This is a genomic window from Kitasatospora sp. NPDC088861, assembly GCF_044750105.1.
Taxonomy (GTDB): Bacteria; Actinomycetota; Actinomycetes; order Streptomycetales; family Streptomycetaceae; genus Kitasatospora.
In genome coordinates, this window is the sequence record NZ_JBIVJF010000014.1 from 103,535 (window position 1) to 119,290 (window position 15,756).

Below are 15,756 nucleotides of genomic sequence, written 5' to 3' on the forward strand. Positions count from 1 at the left end.
CGACGGGCCCCTCGGTATGCTGTGGCTCGTAGCCTGCCCGCTGACGGTAGTGGAAGTCCGCACCCGGCCGGGGAGACGGGCGGCAGGGACTTGACCGAAGGGGCACGGCACCGTGTCGACCGTACATTCCTCGCCTGAGCGCGAGCTTCAACGTCCGACCGCACCGCCGGGGCCGCCGCCCGAGTCGACCACCGGTGGACGGTCCAGGCGCAACCCGCTCGTCCTGGCCGGGGGACTGGCCCTGTCCTGGCTGGTGCCGACCGGGCTGGTCGCGCTGGACCTGGGCGTCCTGCTGCTGCCGCTGCTGCTGTTCTCCATAGCCGCCGTGCTCCGGGTCGGCGGCGTGCTGCTCGACCGGCTGTTCGTCGCCGGGCTGGTGCTCGCCGGTTCGGTGCTGACGTTCGGCCTGCTCTTCTCGCTCTGGCCGTGGGGCCTCTCGCCGGTCGCCACCAGCGGCCTGATGTTCAGCGTGGTGACGGTCGCCGCCTGGGCCGCCCGCCGCGGCCCGCGCCTGCCGTTGCGCTTCCGCTGGTCCGACCTGCTGGTCCTGGGCACCGGTTACGGCGTCTGGCACTACCTGTTCCACCCGATCGCGGGAACGTCGGCGGCCGAGCGGGTCGCGTACTTCGCCACGTCGGAGGACCGGCTCGCGCACTTCTCCTTCTTCTCCGGCATCCAGAACGTCGGCGGCTTCAACTTCCTCCACCAGGACGCGGCCCGGTCCTTCCTGATACCGCCGTCCGAGGTGACGTACCCGCAGGGCTCCCACTTCCTGCTGGCCTGGACGGACACCCTCGTCCACTCCGCCGCCGACTCCGGCGACATGCTCTACACCATGAACCGGTACTTCCTGTACCTGCTGGTGGGCTACGCGCTGTTCTGCGCCGCGCTGGTCTGGGCGGCCCGGTGGATCGGCGGGCCGCGGCTGCGCGGCTGGCGCTGCGCGGCGGTGTGCGCGACCGTCGGCGCGATCATGTTCGCGAGCAACTACATGGACCTGATGGTCCACGGCTTCGACTCGACCTTCATCGGGCTGCTGCTGATAGCACTCGCGCTGGCCGTGCTGATCCGGCCGGCGATGGGCACCACCGAGTTCGTGCTGGCCGCGTCGGCCGGTCTGATCACCGTCACCTACGCGTACAACATCTACGGCGCCTTCGTCGGCGTGGCACTGCTGGGCGCACTGGCGGCGCACCGGCGCAAGTTCGCCGGGCGCTGGTGGTGGACCGCCGGCGCGCTGGCGTGCGCGCTGGGCGTGGCCGCGCTGCCGAGCGTCCTGTCCGTGCTGGGCAACCTCGACGTGGCCAGTGCCTCGAACATGAACGGCCCGAGCGTCGGGGCCGACCGCTCCATACTCATCGGCGGCGGGCTGCTCGGCCTGCTGGCCGCGGTCATGCCGCGCAACCGCCGGACCGCCGTCGGCCAGGCGCACCTCGCGGTCCTGCTCGGCACCGGCGGGCTGCTCAGCGCCTTCGCCGCCTACCAGCTGCACACCATCGGCAAGTACTCGTACTACTTCCACAAGATGACGGCCGTGGGCGTCGTGGTCAGCCTGATATCCCTCGGCGCCGTCGGGGTCATGCTGCAGAGCCCGTACCGGGGGACGGGCCGCACGCTGCCGAGCCGCCTCGGCGAGCTGGCGATGTCCGGCCTCGCCGTCGCCGCCGCGCTCAGCCTCTTCGCCAACGTGCAGTGGGGCTTCCTGACCACCAAGGACAACCCGTCCGCCTGGTCCGCCAACCCGCTGGTGGCCTGGGGACGCGGCGAGTTCAAGGGGGACATGGGCCCCAAGGGCGCGCAGGCGCTCGACATCTCGAGCAAGGGCCCGGTGATCGCGCTCTTCGCCAACGACGACTACAAGAACCTCAAGGCCACCTGGCTCGCCTCGCTGCTGAACCGGCGCGGGGGCGACATGACGGCGCTGTACGACATCCACTGGGTGTCCATCGGCGGTCCCCAGGTGAAGGAGGAGGACTACCAGAAGTCTCTGGGCCGCCTCAAGGGAGCCATCGACAAGCTCCCGGCCGCGCCCGTCCCGCCGACCGTCCTGACCGCCGACCCCTCCGTGGGCGACCGGATCAAGCGGGACCTGGCGGCGCAGGGTGTCACGGTGACGGTGCTGAGCGATCCTCAGAACCTTTGGACGGAGCCGTGGTCCCGTACCTTCCCGGGGGTCTGAGGGTGGGGGCCACCGTCATCGGACGTTCACGGCTACCCGCTACTATTCACAGCAATCGCACGGCCGGGCCGGCCTCGTGCGGAGACGTGTGGCAAGGTCGGCCGGTTAATTCGGTGATCATGTGATGAAGAACCCGATCGCCAAGCTGCTCGGGGTGCTACCCCCGGGGGCCCGGCTCGTGGTCGGTGGGACGGTCGTGCTCGGCGCCTCGGCGTACGTCTACATGGCGCTCGTGGGCTACAGCCTGGGCACGGCCGGTGCAGCCAGGGTGACGATGCTCTGGACGATCGTGATGTCCGTCGGGTGGGGTCTGTTCCAGCCCGTCGAACTGGAGCTGACGCGGCTGGTCGCCGCCCGCAAGGTGTCCGGGGCGGGGGCACTGCCCGCGGTACGGCGGATGCTGCTGCTCGCCCTGGCGATCCTGGCCGTGGCCTGCGCGGTGCTGGCCGCCGCCGCCGGCCCGATCGCCGACCAGCTGTTCGGCGGTGACCGGACCCTCGTGGTGGCCCTCGCCGGCGGCATGGCGGGCCTCGCGGTGAGCTCGGTCTCCCGCGGTGCGCTGGCCGGCCTCGGGCTGTTCGGCCCCTACGGCACCCAGCTGGCCGTCGACGGTGCCCTGCGCATCGGGCTGGCCGCGCTGACCGCCGTCCTCGGGCTGCACTCGGCGCTGGCCTTCGGCCTGATCCTGGTGGTCGCCCCGGTCGCCGCCTCGCTGATCGGCCTGCGCGGCATCCTCGCCGACCGCGCCCCCGGGCCGGAGGTGTCCTGGCGCCAGCTCACCAGCGGGCTCGGTCTGCTGATCGCCTCCGTGATGCTCAGCCAGCTGGTGGTGAACGCGACCGTCGTCTGCGTGCGACTGCTCGCGCCGAAGCACTCCGAGGCGTCCGACGCCCTGGTCTTCGCCCTCGGCCAGGCCGTGGTGATGGCCCGCGTGCCGCTCTTCGCCTACAGCGCCCTCCAGGCCTCCATGGTCTCCGCGCTCTCGGGTGCCGCCGCGGCCGGCGACCACGCCGAGTTCCGCAAGGTGCTGACCCGTACCACGGCGATCGTCGCCGCCATGTGCATCGGCGGCGGGCTGCCGGTCATCGCGCTCGGCGCCTGGCTCAACCCGCTGCTCTTCAACGCCAAGGACCTGCTCAACCCGCTGGACTTCACCTGGCTCGTCCTCGGCACCCTCTGCTACGTCCTCGCGACGGTCTTCGGCCAGGCGCTGATGTCGAGCGCCCAGCACCGCCGACAGCTGGTGGGCTGGACGGCCGGTTCCGTAGCATTGGTTGCGGTCGCCCTCTCCCCGGGTGACGTCGGTCTCCGTGCCGAGCTCGCGTACCTGGCCGGCGCGCTGGTCAGCGCCGTCCTGATGCTGTGGGCGCTGTACCGCGCGTTCCCCTCCCGCCCCGCCGCCTCCGGGCACTCCGGGCTGGACAGCAGGAGCGCGGCCGAGCCGCTGCGGACCTCGTGACGGCGGGGGACCGGACTGTGATTGGCCGACGACGCCCGTGATCACCACCGACAGACAGACCGAGGCACGCGACGCCGTGCCGTTCGCCAAGCATGGAGCCCCTGTGTCCGACTATGACAACGTCTGGCTGGTGATCCCGGCCTACAACGAAGGCCAGGTGATCGCCGAGGTCGTGGAGGGGGCACGCAAGACCTTCCCCAACATCGTGGTGATCGACGACGGCTGCACCGACGACACGGCGAAGCACGTCATGACGACCGGCGCCCACCTGGTGCGGCACCCGGTCAACCTGGGCCAGGGCGCAGCGCTGCAGACCGGCCTGAAGTACGCGCTGGGGCAGGAGGGCGCCGAGTACTTCGCCACCTTCGACGCGGACGGCCAGCACCAGACCGCCGACGTGGAGAAGATGGTGGCGCTGCTGCGCCAGGACGAGGCCGACATCGTGCTCGGCTCCCGCTTCATCGAGCAGACCGGCCAGGTGCCGTGGATCAAGCGGGTCGTGCTCCGCACCGCCGCCGCGGTCAGCCCGACCGCCCGCAAGCTCAAGCTCACCGACGCGCACAACGGTCTGCGCGTGATGAACCGGGAGGCGGCCAGCCGCATCCGGATCACCATGAACGGCATGGCCCACGCTTCGGAGATCGTCTCCTTCCTCGCCGGCTCGGACCTCCGGGTTGCAGAGGTGCCGGTGGACATCCTCTACACCGACTACTCGCGCGCCAAGGGCCAGTCCCTGATCAACGGCGTGAACATCCTCTTCGACATCTCGCTGCGGGAGCGTAACCGCCGATGAATCACCTCTGGATCCAGCTGATCCTCGTCCTGGCCGCCGTGGGCATGGCCCTCCTGTTCGTCCGGCGCTGGGACGCCGCGAACACCCGGGCGTGGAAGCGCATCGCCTTCTCGCTCTTCGTCATCGCCAACGTCATCGCGATCCTGTGGCCGGCCGGCGTGACCAAGCTGGCCACCGCACTGGGCGTCGGCCGTGGCACGGACCTGGTGCTCTACCTGATGGTCATCGCCATGGGCTTCCTGACGCTCAACACCTACCTGCGCTTCCGGTCGCTGGAGAAGAAGCTCACCGACCTGGCCCGTACGGTCGCCATCACCGAGGGCGTCCGTCACAACAACGACCGCCTCGACGCTCCGGTCGGCTCCGACCACTGATCGCGCTCCACGCGACAGGGCACAGGGTTTGAGGGCCGGTACCCCCGACGGGGTGCCGGCCCTCAGCCGTGCGTGCGGGTGAGCGCGCCGCCGGAGAGGCCGGCGAACGGTCCCCTTCGACCGTCGGCCACCGGGTCGAACGGTGACGCCCGTTCGTCCGTTGTCAAAGAGGGGGCGCCGATGTGTGCCGTCTTCTTGGGCTCCGGAAAATCCGGACATTACCGAGTTCATTCATCCCCCGGCCGCCCGGTGGACGTATTTCTGTGTGCCAGAATTTCCGATCGGCGGCCTCTGCGCACCCGCTTTCCGCCCCCCGGCGCCGGTGTGGGCCGACCGGCTGACGCACGGGCCCGGCAAAGCTGGTTGACTTGGGGCGCCCCGCTGGCCGCGGCCGGGCGGCACCGAAGCGTGATCCAGGACCAGGAGGTGCGGCGCCGTCATGAGCGTCGATTTCGTCATCCCGTACTACGGCGATCCGGAGTACCTGTTCGCCACCATCGACAGCATCCGGGCCCAGCACCAGCAGGACTGGCGGCTGACCGTCGTGGACGACCAGTACCCGGGCTTCCGGGCGCCCCAGTACATCGAGAGCCTGAACGACGAGCGGATCCGGTACATCCGCAACGCGGAGCGGCTGGGCCCCAACGGCAACACCTACAAGGCCTCCACCCTGGCCGAGCGCGAGTTCGTCTCGATGATGGGCGCCGACGACCTGCTGGAGCCCGACTACCTGGACGTCGTCCTGGAGCGCCTGCGGGCCGACCCGAACGCGATCGCGGTCCAGCCGGGCGTGCGGGTGATGGACAGCGACGGGACCCTGGTGCCCTCGCTCGGCATCGGCGACAAGGTCAAGCGCCGGATCAGCGCGCCGGCCCGCAAGGCCGGGGTGATCAGCGGCGAGGCCGCGGTGAAGAGCCTGCTGTCCGGCAACTGGCTGTACACGCCGTCGCTCACCTACCGCCAGTCCGCGCTGTCGAAGATCCCGTACCGCCCGGACATCGACGCCATCCACGACCTGGCGTTCATGGTCGACATGCTGATGGAGGGCGGCAACCTGCTGGTCGACGAGCGCGAGGTGTTCCGCTACCGGCGCCACCAGGCCAGCGACTCCTCGAACCGGGTCAAGGACGGCAAGCGCTTCGACGAGGAGCTGCGGTACTACTCGCTGATCTCCAAGGAGCTGCGCGCCAAGGGCTGGACCAACGCCGCGCGCTCGGCCGACCTGCACCTCTCGTCCCGCCTGCACGCCCTGATGGTCGCCGCCGGCCGGCTCGGCGCGGGTGACTTCTCCCACGCCGGCGCCATGGTCGGCCGCGCGGTCCGCAGCAGCTGACCGGAGCGTGTCCGAGGGCGGTGCCGGCAGCCGGCCGGAGGCCCCCGGGTCACGGCGCCCCGAGGCGCCCGGCCGAATTCGACGGGGCGGGAGTAAGCGCTTCGGCCGGCCGCTGGGCTCTAGGTGGGTGAGGGGGTGCTCATGGGGAGCACCGACGACCGACCGGGCGGATCCTGCTGAACCACCACGCCCAAGCCCCGATACGGCCGGCACGGGGTCCTTGCCCGAGGCTTCGGCTTCTGGTAAGCGCCCTATGATGGCCGCTGATCGCCGGTCCACTGAGCCATCCTTCGCCACTCATCGGACGTGGCCACTGCACGGAAGTGACTGACATGACTGATCTGGCCACCAGCCCGGTCGGCGGCTCCAGCAAGGAGTCGCTCGAACCGGAGGGCGCGATCGCGCCCCGCCCCGGACGGCTCGACGGCCTGCTGGAGCGCCCCTGGGCGGTCCGCTCGGCCGAGGCCCTGGTCTCGATCGTGGCGGCGTTCGGCTTCGCGCTGCTCTGCACCCGCATCGACGTCAACCCGCTGAACCGGGTGGGCCAGGTCAGCGGTCTGGCCATGCTCCAGAAGTACGCCGCCATCGTGGGCCTGCCCATCCTGGCGGTGCTGCTGTACGCCGCCTACCGGGGCAGCCTGGCCCGGTACCAGCTGGCCCAGCGACTGGTCTGCGCGGCCGTCGCCGGACTGGCCACCGGTGCGGTCGCGGGCGGGATCGCGGTGGCGCTGAACGGTACCCAGTGGGGCCTCGGCGGTCAGGAGGGCGACCCGGGCAACCTCATGGGCATGGCCAACGACATGCTGCGGGGCAAGGGCCTGCCCGGCGTCTACCCGCCCGGCTTCCCGGCGCTGCTGGCGGTCTGGTCGAAGCTGTTCTACGGCGGCGTCGGCGGCGTCGGCTACGCCATGAAGGACGTCCAGCTGATCTGCAGCGCACTGGTCGGCCCGATGGCGTACCTCTCCTGGCGGCTGATGCTGCGGCCGGTCTGGGCGCTGCTGATCGCCGTCCCGTCGGCGATCCTCTTCCTCGACCCGATCCGGCCGTACAGCCACGTCACGATGCTGGTCATGGTGCCGATGCTGGCCGCCGCCCTGCGGGAGCTCCGCCGGTCGCACGAGCTGTCCACCCGGTCCACGGTGCTGCGCGGCCTCGGCTTCGGCGTCTCGTTCGGCCTGATGTTCCTCTGGTACTCGGGCTGGTTCATCTGGGCCGCGCCCGGCGTCCTCGTCCTGACGCTGTTCGTCGTCCCGTGGCGCCAGGGCGCCGCCCGGATCAAGCGGGCGCTGCTGTTCCTCGGCGTGACGCTGGTGAGCGCCGGCGTGGTCGGCTCGCCGCTGCTGTACGAGCTGGTGCGGCTGGGCGCCCAGGCCAAGGACCGGTACGCGTACCTCTCGGTGTACATCGACCCGGCGTACATCATGAGCTGGGCCTCGGACCGCAACGGCGACCTGAACTACCACGACTTCCCGTGGCGCGGTGAGCTCGCCGGGCAGAGCGCCTACACCCTGCTGCTGCTCGCCGGGGTCGCGCTGGCGCTGGGCCTCGGGCTGCGCAGCATCGCCGTCCGGACCGTGACGGCCACCCTGATCAGCGCCTGGCTGCTGCGCTTCTGGTTCGCCTCCCAGATGGCCCAGACGAAGTCCATCCAGCTGTACCCGCGGACGACCTGGATCATCCTCTACGCGTTGATGATCCTCGCGGTGCTCGGCCTGATGTTCCTCGTCCAGCGGGGCACCGGTTGGCTGCGCACGGTGCAGCGGGTCGGCACCGACGGGCGGCCGGCGCCGCTGACCCTGCGGCCCGCGGTCACCGGCCGGCTGGTCGCCGGCGCGGTCTGCGCGGTGGCGCTGTTCGCCACCATGGCGGCCTCCTGGTCGGCGGACCGCTACATGCCGACCACCAGGCCCGAGTTCGTGCCGGTCGCCGGGGCCAAGGGCATCGACATGGGCGCGGACGCCTGGCGCGCGCACATCCTGGTGAACCGCGACGGCAAGTGCCCGAAGTACGACCCGGCCGGGCCGACCGACTGCGCGCCGGTGAACAAGGAGCTCAAGGAGTACAACAACGAGCCCGACAAGGGTCAGCTGTGGTGCGCCAACGTGACCGGTGACGAGTGGGCGCTGACCTGCGGGAGCAAGCGACCCTGGTGACGCGGGTCCGCGGCGGTGAGCGCCGCGGTTGGGGACGGTCACCCGATCGGGGCCGGTGAGGGCGACCTCACCGGCCCCGATTGGCATCCGGGCTGCTCCATGTGGCAGTATGTCCAAGTTGCTCGGTTGAGTTGCCGATGCTGCGCGCCTCCCGCCGGGAGGACTGGAAGCGAGTCCCAGGTATTCGTCGTTCCCGTGATGGCCGTTAAGCGTGAAGTCGACGCCACGGCAGCTGCGGGGCGAAAGTACGGGAATCTTCCGGGAAGCGTATGCGGGGCCTCGACCCGGCCCCCCACCCCGAAATCTTGAAACCGACGAGTTGTTCGCCGGTTTTTTGCAAGCGCGAGTGCGACACGCCCGAGCGCGGGGGTCGGAGGGTGGTCGTGCAGTGACTAAGGACAAAGGACTACTGAGTAGCCATGGCGGGACAGAAGATCCGCATCCGGCTCAAGGCCTACGACCACGAGGTCATCGATTCCTCGGCGAAGAAGATCGTCGAGACGGTGATCCGTACTGGTGCGCAGGTCGCAGGCCCGGTGCCGCTGCCCACTGAGAAGAACGTGTACTGCGTCATCCGCTCGCCGCACAAGTACAAGGACTCGCGCGAGCACTTCGAGATGCGTACTCACAAGCGTCTGATCGACATCCTCGACCCCACGCCGAAGACGGTTGACTCGCTCATGCGTCTCGACCTGCCGGCTGGCGTCGACATCGAGATCAAGCTCTGAGAGGCGCACCGAAGATGGCTAAGCAGATTAAGGGCATCCTGGGCGAGAAGCTCGGCATGACCCAGGTCTGGGACGAGAACAACCGGATCGTTCCGGTGACCGTCGTCAAGGCTGGGCCCAATGTCGTGACCCAGGTCCACACCGCTGACAGTCCGGCCGGCTACGACGCCGTCCAGATCGGCTTCGGCGAGATCGACCCCCGCAAGGTGAACAAGCCCCTCGCGGGCCACTTCGCCAAGGCCGGTGTCACCCCGCGCCGCCACCTGGTCGAGCTCCGTACCACGGACGCGTCCGAGTACACCCTCGGCCAGGAGATCACCGCGGAGCTGTTCGAGGCGGGTGTCAAGGTCGACGTGACCGGCACCTCCAAGGGCAAGGGCTTCGCCGGTGTCATGAAGCGCCACAACTTCCGGGGCCTCGGCGCCGGTCACGGTGTGCAGCGCAAGCACCGCTCGCCCGGCTCGATCGGTGGCTGCGCCACCCCGGGTCGCGTGTTCAAGGGCGTGAGGATGGCCGGCCGGATGGGCCACGAGCGTGTGACCACCCAGAACCTGACCATCCATGCCGTTGACGCGGAGAAGGGGCTGCTCCTGATCAAGGGCGCAATCCCGGGCCCGAACGGCGGCCTCGTCCTCGTCCGCACTGCGGCGAAGGGGCTGTGAGGATATGAGCACCATTGACATCCTGTCGCCCTCGGGCGACAAGACCGGCAGCCTCGAGCTGCCGGCCGAGATCTTCGACGCGAAGGTCAGCGTTCCGCTGATGCACCAGGTCGTCGTGGCGCAGCTCGCTGCGGCCCGTCAGGGCACCCACAAGACCAAGACTCGCGCCGAGGTCCGCGGTGGCGGCAAGAAGCCGTACCGCCAGAAGGGCACCGGCCGCGCCCGTCAGGGCTCGACCCGCGCCCCGCAGTTCGCCGGCGGTGGCGTCGTGCACGGTCCCGTGCCGCGCGACTACTCGCAGCGGACCCCGAAGAAGATGATCGCCGCCGCCCTGCGCGGTGCGCTCACCGACCGGGCCCGCCACAACCGCATCCACGTCGTCACCGACGTGATCGCGGCCGAGGCGCCGTCGACCAAGGCCGCCAAGGGTCTGTTCGGCAAGATCACCGAGCGCAAGAACATCCTCCTCGTCGTCGAGCGTGCCGACGAGCTGGGTCTGAAGAGCGCCCGCAACCTGCCGCACGTGCACATCCTGGACGCCGGTCAGCTGAACACCTACGACGTGCTCGTCTCCGACGATGTGGTCTTCACCCAGGCCGCCTTCGAGCGTTTCGTGGCGGGTCCCGCCGCGTCCGCCAAGGCCGTGGCTGCTGAGGGCGAGCTCGAAGGGAGCGCCGCCTGATGGCTGCAGAGATCACGAGCAAGACGTTCACGGACCCCCGTGACGTCCTGGTGAAGCCGGTCATCTCGGAGAAGAGCTACTCGCTCCTCGACGAGAACAAGTACACGTTCGTCGTGTCGCCCGGTGCCAACAAGACCCAGATCAAGCAGGCCGTCGAGGCGGTCTTCTCGGTCAAGGTCGAGTCCGTCAACACGCTCAACCGTCAGGGCAAGCGCAAGCGCTCCAAGACGGGCTTTGGCAAGCGCAAGGACACCAAGCGCGCCATCGTGACGCTGGCTGAGGGCAACCGCATCGACATCTTCGGTGGTCCGGTCTCCTAACGGAGATCGTGATCGTCGATAAGGACGAGGACGAGAGAGCCAAATGGGCATCCGCAAGTACAAGCCGACTACGCCGGGCCGTCGTGGCTCCAGCGTGGCCGACTTCGTAGAGATCACGCGGTCCACGCCGGAGAAGTCGCTGGTTCGCCCCCTGCACAGCAAGGGCGGCCGTAACAACGCCGGTCGGATCACCGTTCGCCACCAGGGTGGCGGTCACAAGCGCGCCTACCGCGTGATCGACTTCCGTCGTCACGACAAGGACGGCGTGCCGGCCAAGGTCGCGCACATCGAGTACGACCCGAACCGCACCGCGCGCATCGCGCTCCTGCACTACGCGGACGGCGAGAAGCGCTACATCATCGCGCCGCGCGGTATCGCGCAGGGTGACCGGATCGAGAACGGCGCTGGCGCCGACATCAAGCCGGGCAACAACCTGCCGCTTCGCAACATCCCGGTCGGTACCACCATCCACGCGGTGGAGCTGCGTCCCGGTGGCGGTGCCAAGATGGCCCGCTCCGCCGGTGCCGGCATCCAGCTGCTGGCGCGTGAGGGCAAGATGGCGCACCTGCGCATGCCCTCCGGTGAGATCCGCCTGGTGGACGCGCGCTGCCGCGCCACCGTCGGTGAGGTCGGCAACGCCGAGCAGTCGAACATCAACTGGGGCAAGGCCGGCCGCATGCGCTGGAAGGGCGTCCGCCCGACCGTGCGTGGTGTCGCCATGAACCCGATCGACCACCCGCACGGTGGTGGTGAGGGTAAGACCTCTGGTGGCCGCCACCCGGTCTCGCCGTGGGGCCAGAAGGAGGGTCGCACTCGTAGCCCGAAGAAGGCTTCGAACGCCCTCATCGTGCGCCGCCGCAAGACCAACAAGAAGCGCTAGGAGCAGGTCAGATGCCGCGCAGTCTCAAGAAGGGCCCCTTCATCGACGGCCACCTTCTCAAGAAGGTGGACGCGCAGAACGAGGCGGGTACCCAGAACGTCATCAAGACCTGGTCCCGTCGCTCCGTGATCTTCCCGGCCATGCTCGGCCACACGATCGCGGTGCACGATGGCCGTAAGCACGTCCCGGTGTTCGTCACCGAGTCGATGGTCGGCCACAAGCTCGGCGAGTTCGCGCCGACGCGTACCTTCCGCGGTCACGTCAAGGATGACCGCAAGTCGAAGCGTCGCTAGTCGCCAGCGAGATTACCGACTCAATGACTTACACCAGCAAGGGGACAACCATGGAAGCCAGGGCCCAGGCGCGGTACATCCGCGTCACGCCCATGAAGGCCCGCCGCGTGGTGGACCTCATCCGTGGCCTGCCGGCCACGGAGGCCCAGGCCGTCCTGCGTTTCGCTCCGCAGGCCGCCACCGTGCCCGTCGGCAAGGTGCTCGACAGCGCCATTGCCAACGCCGCGCACAACTACAACCACTCCAACGTGGACGACCTCGTCATCAGCGAGGCGTATGTTGACGAGGGCCCGACCCTGAAGCGGTTCCGTCCGCGTGCGCAGGGTCGTGCCTTCCGGATCCGCAAGCGGACCAGCCACATCACCGTGGTCGTCAGCAGCAAGGAAGGGACCCGGTAATGGGCCAGAAGGTTAACCCGCACGGGTTCCGCCTTGGCATCAGCACGGACTTCAAGTCCCGCTGGTACGCCGACAAGCTGTACAAGGACTACGTCAAGGAAGACGTCGCCATTCGTCGCATGATGACGAAGGGCATGGAGCGCGCCGGCATCTCCAAGGTCGAGATCGAGCGCACCCGCGACCGCGTCCGCGTTGACATCCACACCGCTCGCCCCGGCATCGTCATCGGCCGCCGTGGCACCGAGGCCGACCGCATCCGCGGCGACCTCGAGAAGCTGACCGGCAAGCAGGTCCAGCTGAACATCCTCGAGGTCAAGAACCCCGAGCTGGACGCCCAGCTCGTGGCTCAGGGCGTCGCGGAGCAGCTGTCCTCCCGCGTCTCCTTCCGTCGTGCCATGCGCAAGTCGATGCAGGGCACCATGAAGTCCGGCGCCAAGGGCATCAAGGTCCAGTGCTCCGGTCGTCTCGGCGGCGCCGAGATGAGCCGTTCGGAGTTCTACCGCGAGGGCCGTGTGCCGCTGCACACCCTGCGCGCGAACGTCGACTACGGCTTCTTCGAGGCCAAGACGACCTTCGGCCGCATCGGTGTGAAGGTCTGGATCTACAAGGGCGACGTCAAGAACATCGCCGAGGTCCGCGCTGAGAACGCCGCTGCCCGCTCGGGCAACCGCCCGGCCCGTCCCGAGGGTGGTCGTCCCGCCCGCGGTGGCGAGCGCCGTGGTGGCGAGCGCGGTGGCCGTGGCCGTCGCCCCGCCGCTGCCGAGGCCTCCGCGGCCCCGGCCGCCGAGGCTCCGGCTGCCGAGAACACCGGAACGGAGGCCTGACTCCAATGCTGATCCCCCGTCGGGTCAAGCACCGCAAGCAGCACCACCCCAAGCGCCGTGGCGCTGCCAAGGGTGGCACCGAGCTCGCCTTCGGCGAGTACGGCATCCAGGCCGTCACCCCGGCCTACGTGACGAACCGGCAGATCGAGTCCGCTCGTATCGCCGTCACCCGTCACATCAAGCGTGGCGGCAAGGTCTGGATCAACATCTACCCGGACCGTCCGCTCACCAAGAAGCCGGCCGAGACCCGCATGGGTTCCGGTAAGGGTTCGCCCGAGTGGTGGATCGCGAACGTGCACCCGGGTCGGGTCATGTTCGAGCTGTCGTACCCCAACGAGAAGGTGGCTCGTGAGGCGCTGACCCGCGCTGCTCACAAGCTCCCGATGAAGTGCCGGATCATCCGGCGCGAGGCAGGTGAGAGCTGATGTCGGCCGGCACCAAGGCTGCTGACCTCCGCGAGCTGGACAACGAGGGTCTCGTTGCCAAGCTCCGTGAGGCCAAGGAGGAGCTGTTCAACCTCCGCTTCCAGGCGGCGACCGGGCAGCTCGACAACCACGGACGGCTCAAGCTCGTCCGTAAGGACATCGCGCGGATCTACACCCTGATGCGCGAGCGCGAGCTGGGCATCGAGACGGTGGAGAACGCCTGATGACTGAGAACACCAACGAGACGCGCGGTTTCCGCAAGACCCGTGAGGGTCTCGTCGTCAGCGACAAGATGGACAAGACCGTCGTCGTCGCCGTCGAGGACCGCGTCAAGCACGCTCTGTACGGCAAGGTCATCCGCCGTACGAACAAGCTGAAGGCGCACGACGAGGCGAACGCCTGCGGCATCGGCGACCGGGTCCTCCTGGCGGAGACCCGCCCGCTGTCCGCGACGAAGCGCTGGCGCGTCGTCGAGATCCTCGAGAAGGCCAAGTAACGAAGTTGATGCGGTACGGCCGTATGTGCACCAGGCCCCTCGTGGGCGCTGGTGTGAGCAGCGGCCGGCCCGTCAGCTCTCGTTGACGATCAGGAGAAAGCTGTGATCCAGCAGGAGTCGCGACTGCGTGTCGCCGACAACACGGGCGCGAAGGAAATCCTTTGCATCCGCGTTCTCGGTGGCTCCGGTCGTCGCTACGCCGGCATCGGGGACGTCATCGTCGCGACCGTCAAGGACGCGATCCCCGGCGGTTCGGTGAAGAAGGGTGACGTCGTCAAGTGCGTCGTCGTCCGTACCGTGAAGTCGCGTCGTCGTCCGGATGGCTCGTACATCCGCTTCGACGAGAACGCCGCGGTCGTTCTGAAGAACACCGATGGTGACCCCCGTGGTACCCGCATCTTCGGCCCGGTGGGCCGCGAGCTGCGTGACAAGAAGTTCATGAAGATCATCTCGCTTGCGCCGGAGGTGCTCTAACTCATGGCGAACAGCATGAAGATCAAGAAGGGTGACCTGGTTCAGGTCATCACCGGCAAGGACCGCGGCAAGCAGGGCAAGGTCATCCAGGCCATGCCCGCCGAGAACAAGGTCCTGGTCGAGGGTGTGAACCGGGTCAAGAAGCACACCAAGCCGGGCCCGGGCACTCAGGGTGGCATCGTCACCGTCGAGGCCCCGGTGCACGTCTCCAACGTCCAGCTGGTCGTGGAGAAGGACGGCAAGAAGGTCGTCACCCGCGTTGGCTACCGCTTCGATGACGAGGGCAACAAGATCCGCGTTGCCAAGCGAACCGGTGAGGACATCTGATGTCTGAGACGACTGTTGAGAAGGTGACCCCCCGTCTCAAGGAGCGTTACAACTCCGAGATCAAGGGTCAGCTGCAGGAGCAGTTCTCGTACGAGAACGTCATGCTGACGCCCGGCCTGGTCAAGGTCGTCGTCAACATGGGTGTCGGCGAGGCCGCCCGTGACAGCAAGCTGATCGAGGGCGCGATCCGCGACCTCACCGCCATCACCGGTCAGAAGCCGGCGGTGACGAAGGCTCGCAAGTCCATCGCGCAGTTCAAGCTGCGTGAGGGCCAGCCGATCGGCACCCACGTCACCCTCCGTGGTGACCGCATGTGGGAGTTCCTGGACCGTCTGGTGTCGCTGGCCCTGCCGCGTATCCGTGACTTCCGTGGCCTCTCCCCGAAGCAGTTCGACGGCCGTGGCAACTACACCTTCGGTCTGACCGAGCAGGTCATGTTCCACGAGATCGACCAGGACAAGGTCGACCGTCAGCGCGGTATGGACATCACCGTCGTGACCACCGCCCAGACCGACGACGAGGGCCGGGCGCTCCTGCGCGCTCTGGGCTTCCCGTTCAAGGAGGCGTAACCACATGGCGAAGAAGTCCCTCATCGCGAAGTCCGAGCGCAAGCCGAAGTTCGGCGTCCGGGCCTACACCCGGTGCCAGCGCTGCGGCCGTCCGCACTCGGTGTACCGCAAGTTCGGCCTCTGCCGTGTCTGCCTTCGTGAGATGGCGCACCGCGGCGAGCTGCCGGGCGTGACCAAGAGCTCCTGGTAACCAGGACCTCGCGGTAACGCCATAGCGAAGCAGGTGTGCCCGACCCCACAGAGCCCCTTTTTTGGGGCTGCGTACGGAATCCCGTAGGGTAGTGAGGTCGGGCCCCCTGTCGCGGCAGCTCCGTAGCTGCCGTCGACCCTCTTCGGAGGGCTCGCACCCAGTCTTACGACGCCGCAGGTCCCCTGCGTCTGTGCCCC

General features: G+C 68.7%; 21 protein-coding genes. All 21 read left to right on the plus strand.

What is annotated here, in order from left to right; genetic code table 11:
- Positions 1-112 precede the first annotated feature (112 nt).
- Entirely contained in the window at positions 113-2,179 is a 2,067-nt protein-coding gene (locus ACIP37_RS23295) for a hypothetical protein (RefSeq protein WP_363580098.1), read from the plus strand.
- A 124-nt stretch (positions 2,180-2,303) separates the two neighbouring features.
- Positions 2,304-3,638: a hypothetical protein gene (locus ACIP37_RS23300; protein WP_400809083.1), complete on the plus strand. Its 1,335-nt coding sequence runs from the start codon at positions 2,304-2,306 to the stop codon at positions 3,636-3,638.
- A gap of 103 nt (positions 3,639-3,741) precedes the next feature.
- Positions 3,742-4,431 (plus strand): glycosyltransferase family 2 protein, encoded by a 690-nt coding sequence (locus ACIP37_RS23305; protein WP_363580102.1) that lies wholly within the window; start codon positions 3,742-3,744, stop codon positions 4,429-4,431.
- Positions 4,428-4,805, plus strand: coding sequence for a DUF2304 domain-containing protein (locus ACIP37_RS23310; protein WP_363580104.1), 378 nt, complete (start codon positions 4,428-4,430; stop codon positions 4,803-4,805). The genes ACIP37_RS23305 and ACIP37_RS23310 overlap by 4 nt, the downstream gene beginning before the upstream one ends.
- Before the next feature lie 439 nt (positions 4,806-5,244).
- Positions 5,245-6,138: a glycosyltransferase gene (locus ACIP37_RS23315; RefSeq protein ID WP_363580106.1), complete on the plus strand. Its 894-nt coding sequence runs from the start codon at positions 5,245-5,247 to the stop codon at positions 6,136-6,138.
- A 332-nt stretch (positions 6,139-6,470) separates the two neighbouring features.
- A complete protein-coding gene (locus ACIP37_RS23320; protein WP_363580108.1) occupies positions 6,471-8,291 on the plus strand; it encodes a hypothetical protein in 1,821 nt (606 codons plus the stop codon).
- A 419-nt stretch (positions 8,292-8,710) separates the two neighbouring features.
- Complete coding sequence (gene rpsJ / locus ACIP37_RS23325; protein ID WP_012785157.1) at positions 8,711-9,019, plus strand: 30S ribosomal protein S10; 309 nt, start codon at positions 8,711-8,713, stop codon at positions 9,017-9,019.
- Between the two features lie 14 nt (positions 9,020-9,033).
- Entirely contained in the window at positions 9,034-9,681 is a 648-nt protein-coding gene (gene rplC, locus ACIP37_RS23330; RefSeq protein ID WP_327677876.1) for a 50S ribosomal protein L3, read from the plus strand.
- A 4-nt stretch (positions 9,682-9,685) separates the two neighbouring features.
- Positions 9,686-10,363, plus strand: a complete 678-nt coding sequence (gene rplD / locus ACIP37_RS23335; protein WP_350877106.1) for a 50S ribosomal protein L4 — start codon at positions 9,686-9,688, stop codon at positions 10,361-10,363.
- On the plus strand, positions 10,363-10,683 hold the full coding sequence (gene rplW / locus ACIP37_RS23340; protein WP_063348967.1) for a 50S ribosomal protein L23: 321 nt from the start codon (positions 10,363-10,365) through the stop codon (positions 10,681-10,683). Before rplD ends, rplW begins: the two co-directional genes overlap by 1 nt.
- 43 nt (positions 10,684-10,726) lie before the next feature.
- Positions 10,727-11,563, plus strand: coding sequence for a 50S ribosomal protein L2 (gene rplB, locus ACIP37_RS23345; protein ID WP_063348968.1), 837 nt, complete (start codon positions 10,727-10,729; stop codon positions 11,561-11,563).
- A gap of 11 nt (positions 11,564-11,574) precedes the next feature.
- Positions 11,575-11,856 carry a 30S ribosomal protein S19 gene (gene rpsS / locus ACIP37_RS23350; RefSeq protein ID WP_030055821.1) on the plus strand — a complete coding sequence of 94 codons (282 nt, stop codon included), beginning with the start codon at positions 11,575-11,577 and terminating at the stop codon, positions 11,854-11,856.
- Positions 11,857-11,906: 50 nt separating this feature from the next.
- Complete coding sequence (gene rplV / locus ACIP37_RS23355) at positions 11,907-12,254, plus strand: 50S ribosomal protein L22 (protein ID WP_363580111.1); 348 nt, start codon at positions 11,907-11,909, stop codon at positions 12,252-12,254.
- A complete protein-coding gene (gene rpsC, locus ACIP37_RS23360) occupies positions 12,254-13,078 on the plus strand; it encodes a 30S ribosomal protein S3 (protein WP_363580113.1) in 825 nt (274 codons plus the stop codon). The genes rplV and rpsC overlap by 1 nt, the downstream gene beginning before the upstream one ends.
- Before the next feature lie 5 nt (positions 13,079-13,083).
- Positions 13,084-13,503 carry a 50S ribosomal protein L16 gene (gene rplP, locus ACIP37_RS23365; protein ID WP_030055824.1) on the plus strand — a complete coding sequence of 140 codons (420 nt, stop codon included), beginning with the start codon at positions 13,084-13,086 and terminating at the stop codon, positions 13,501-13,503.
- Positions 13,503-13,727, plus strand: a complete 225-nt coding sequence (gene rpmC, locus ACIP37_RS23370; protein WP_063348970.1) for a 50S ribosomal protein L29 — start codon at positions 13,503-13,505, stop codon at positions 13,725-13,727. The genes rplP and rpmC overlap by 1 nt, the downstream gene beginning before the upstream one ends.
- Positions 13,727-13,999 carry a 30S ribosomal protein S17 gene (gene rpsQ, locus ACIP37_RS23375; RefSeq protein ID WP_030055826.1) on the plus strand — a complete coding sequence of 91 codons (273 nt, stop codon included), beginning with the start codon at positions 13,727-13,729 and terminating at the stop codon, positions 13,997-13,999. The genes rpmC and rpsQ overlap by 1 nt, the downstream gene beginning before the upstream one ends.
- A 102-nt stretch (positions 14,000-14,101) precedes the next feature.
- Entirely contained in the window at positions 14,102-14,473 is a 372-nt protein-coding gene (gene rplN, locus ACIP37_RS23380; RefSeq protein ID WP_030393301.1) for a 50S ribosomal protein L14, read from the plus strand.
- A gap of 15 nt (positions 14,474-14,488) precedes the next feature.
- Positions 14,489-14,800, plus strand: a complete 312-nt coding sequence (gene rplX, locus ACIP37_RS23385; protein ID WP_030055828.1) for a 50S ribosomal protein L24 — start codon at positions 14,489-14,491, stop codon at positions 14,798-14,800.
- The gene (gene rplE / locus ACIP37_RS23390; protein WP_030393302.1) at positions 14,800-15,369 is read left to right on the plus strand and encodes a 50S ribosomal protein L5; all 570 of its coding nucleotides are present in this window, start codon (positions 14,800-14,802) and stop codon (positions 15,367-15,369) included. Before rplX ends, rplE begins: the two co-directional genes overlap by 1 nt.
- 4 nt (positions 15,370-15,373) lie before the next feature.
- The gene (locus ACIP37_RS23395) at positions 15,374-15,559 is read left to right on the plus strand and encodes a type Z 30S ribosomal protein S14 (RefSeq protein WP_030055830.1); all 186 of its coding nucleotides are present in this window, start codon (positions 15,374-15,376) and stop codon (positions 15,557-15,559) included.
- Positions 15,560-15,756: the final 197 nt, after the last annotated feature.

Bases quoted from the DNA above. Each gene is read 5' to 3' on its own strand.
- ACIP37_RS23300 (WP_400809083.1), top strand. From the start codon at position 2,304: ATGAAGAACCCGATCGCCAAGCTGCTCGGGGTGCTACCCCCGGGGGCC.
- ACIP37_RS23310 (WP_363580104.1), top strand. From the start codon at position 4,428: ATGAATCACCTCTGGATCCAGCTGATCCTCGTCCTGGCCGCCGTGGGC.
- ACIP37_RS23315 (WP_363580106.1), top strand. From the start codon at position 5,245: ATGAGCGTCGATTTCGTCATCCCGTACTACGGCGATCCGGAGTACCTG.
- ACIP37_RS23320 (WP_363580108.1), top strand. From the start codon at position 6,471: ATGACTGATCTGGCCACCAGCCCGGTCGGCGGCTCCAGCAAGGAGTCG.
- rpsJ (WP_012785157.1), top strand. From the start codon at position 8,711: ATGGCGGGACAGAAGATCCGCATCCGGCTCAAGGCCTACGACCACGAG.
- rplC (WP_327677876.1), top strand. From the start codon at position 9,034: ATGGCTAAGCAGATTAAGGGCATCCTGGGCGAGAAGCTCGGCATGACC.
- rplD (WP_350877106.1), top strand. From the start codon at position 9,686: ATGAGCACCATTGACATCCTGTCGCCCTCGGGCGACAAGACCGGCAGC.
- rplW (WP_063348967.1), top strand. From the start codon at position 10,363: ATGGCTGCAGAGATCACGAGCAAGACGTTCACGGACCCCCGTGACGTC.
- rplB (WP_063348968.1), top strand. From the start codon at position 10,727: ATGGGCATCCGCAAGTACAAGCCGACTACGCCGGGCCGTCGTGGCTCC.
- rpsS (WP_030055821.1), top strand. From the start codon at position 11,575: ATGCCGCGCAGTCTCAAGAAGGGCCCCTTCATCGACGGCCACCTTCTC.
- rplV (WP_363580111.1), top strand. From the start codon at position 11,907: ATGGAAGCCAGGGCCCAGGCGCGGTACATCCGCGTCACGCCCATGAAG.
- rpsC (WP_363580113.1), top strand. From the start codon at position 12,254: ATGGGCCAGAAGGTTAACCCGCACGGGTTCCGCCTTGGCATCAGCACG.
- rplP (WP_030055824.1), top strand. From the start codon at position 13,084: ATGCTGATCCCCCGTCGGGTCAAGCACCGCAAGCAGCACCACCCCAAG.
- rpmC (WP_063348970.1), top strand. From the start codon at position 13,503: ATGTCGGCCGGCACCAAGGCTGCTGACCTCCGCGAGCTGGACAACGAG.
- rpsQ (WP_030055826.1), top strand. From the start codon at position 13,727: ATGACTGAGAACACCAACGAGACGCGCGGTTTCCGCAAGACCCGTGAG.
- rplX (WP_030055828.1), top strand. From the start codon at position 14,489: ATGAAGATCAAGAAGGGTGACCTGGTTCAGGTCATCACCGGCAAGGAC.
- rplE (WP_030393302.1), top strand. From the start codon at position 14,800: ATGTCTGAGACGACTGTTGAGAAGGTGACCCCCCGTCTCAAGGAGCGT.
- ACIP37_RS23395 (WP_030055830.1), top strand. From the start codon at position 15,374: ATGGCGAAGAAGTCCCTCATCGCGAAGTCCGAGCGCAAGCCGAAGTTC.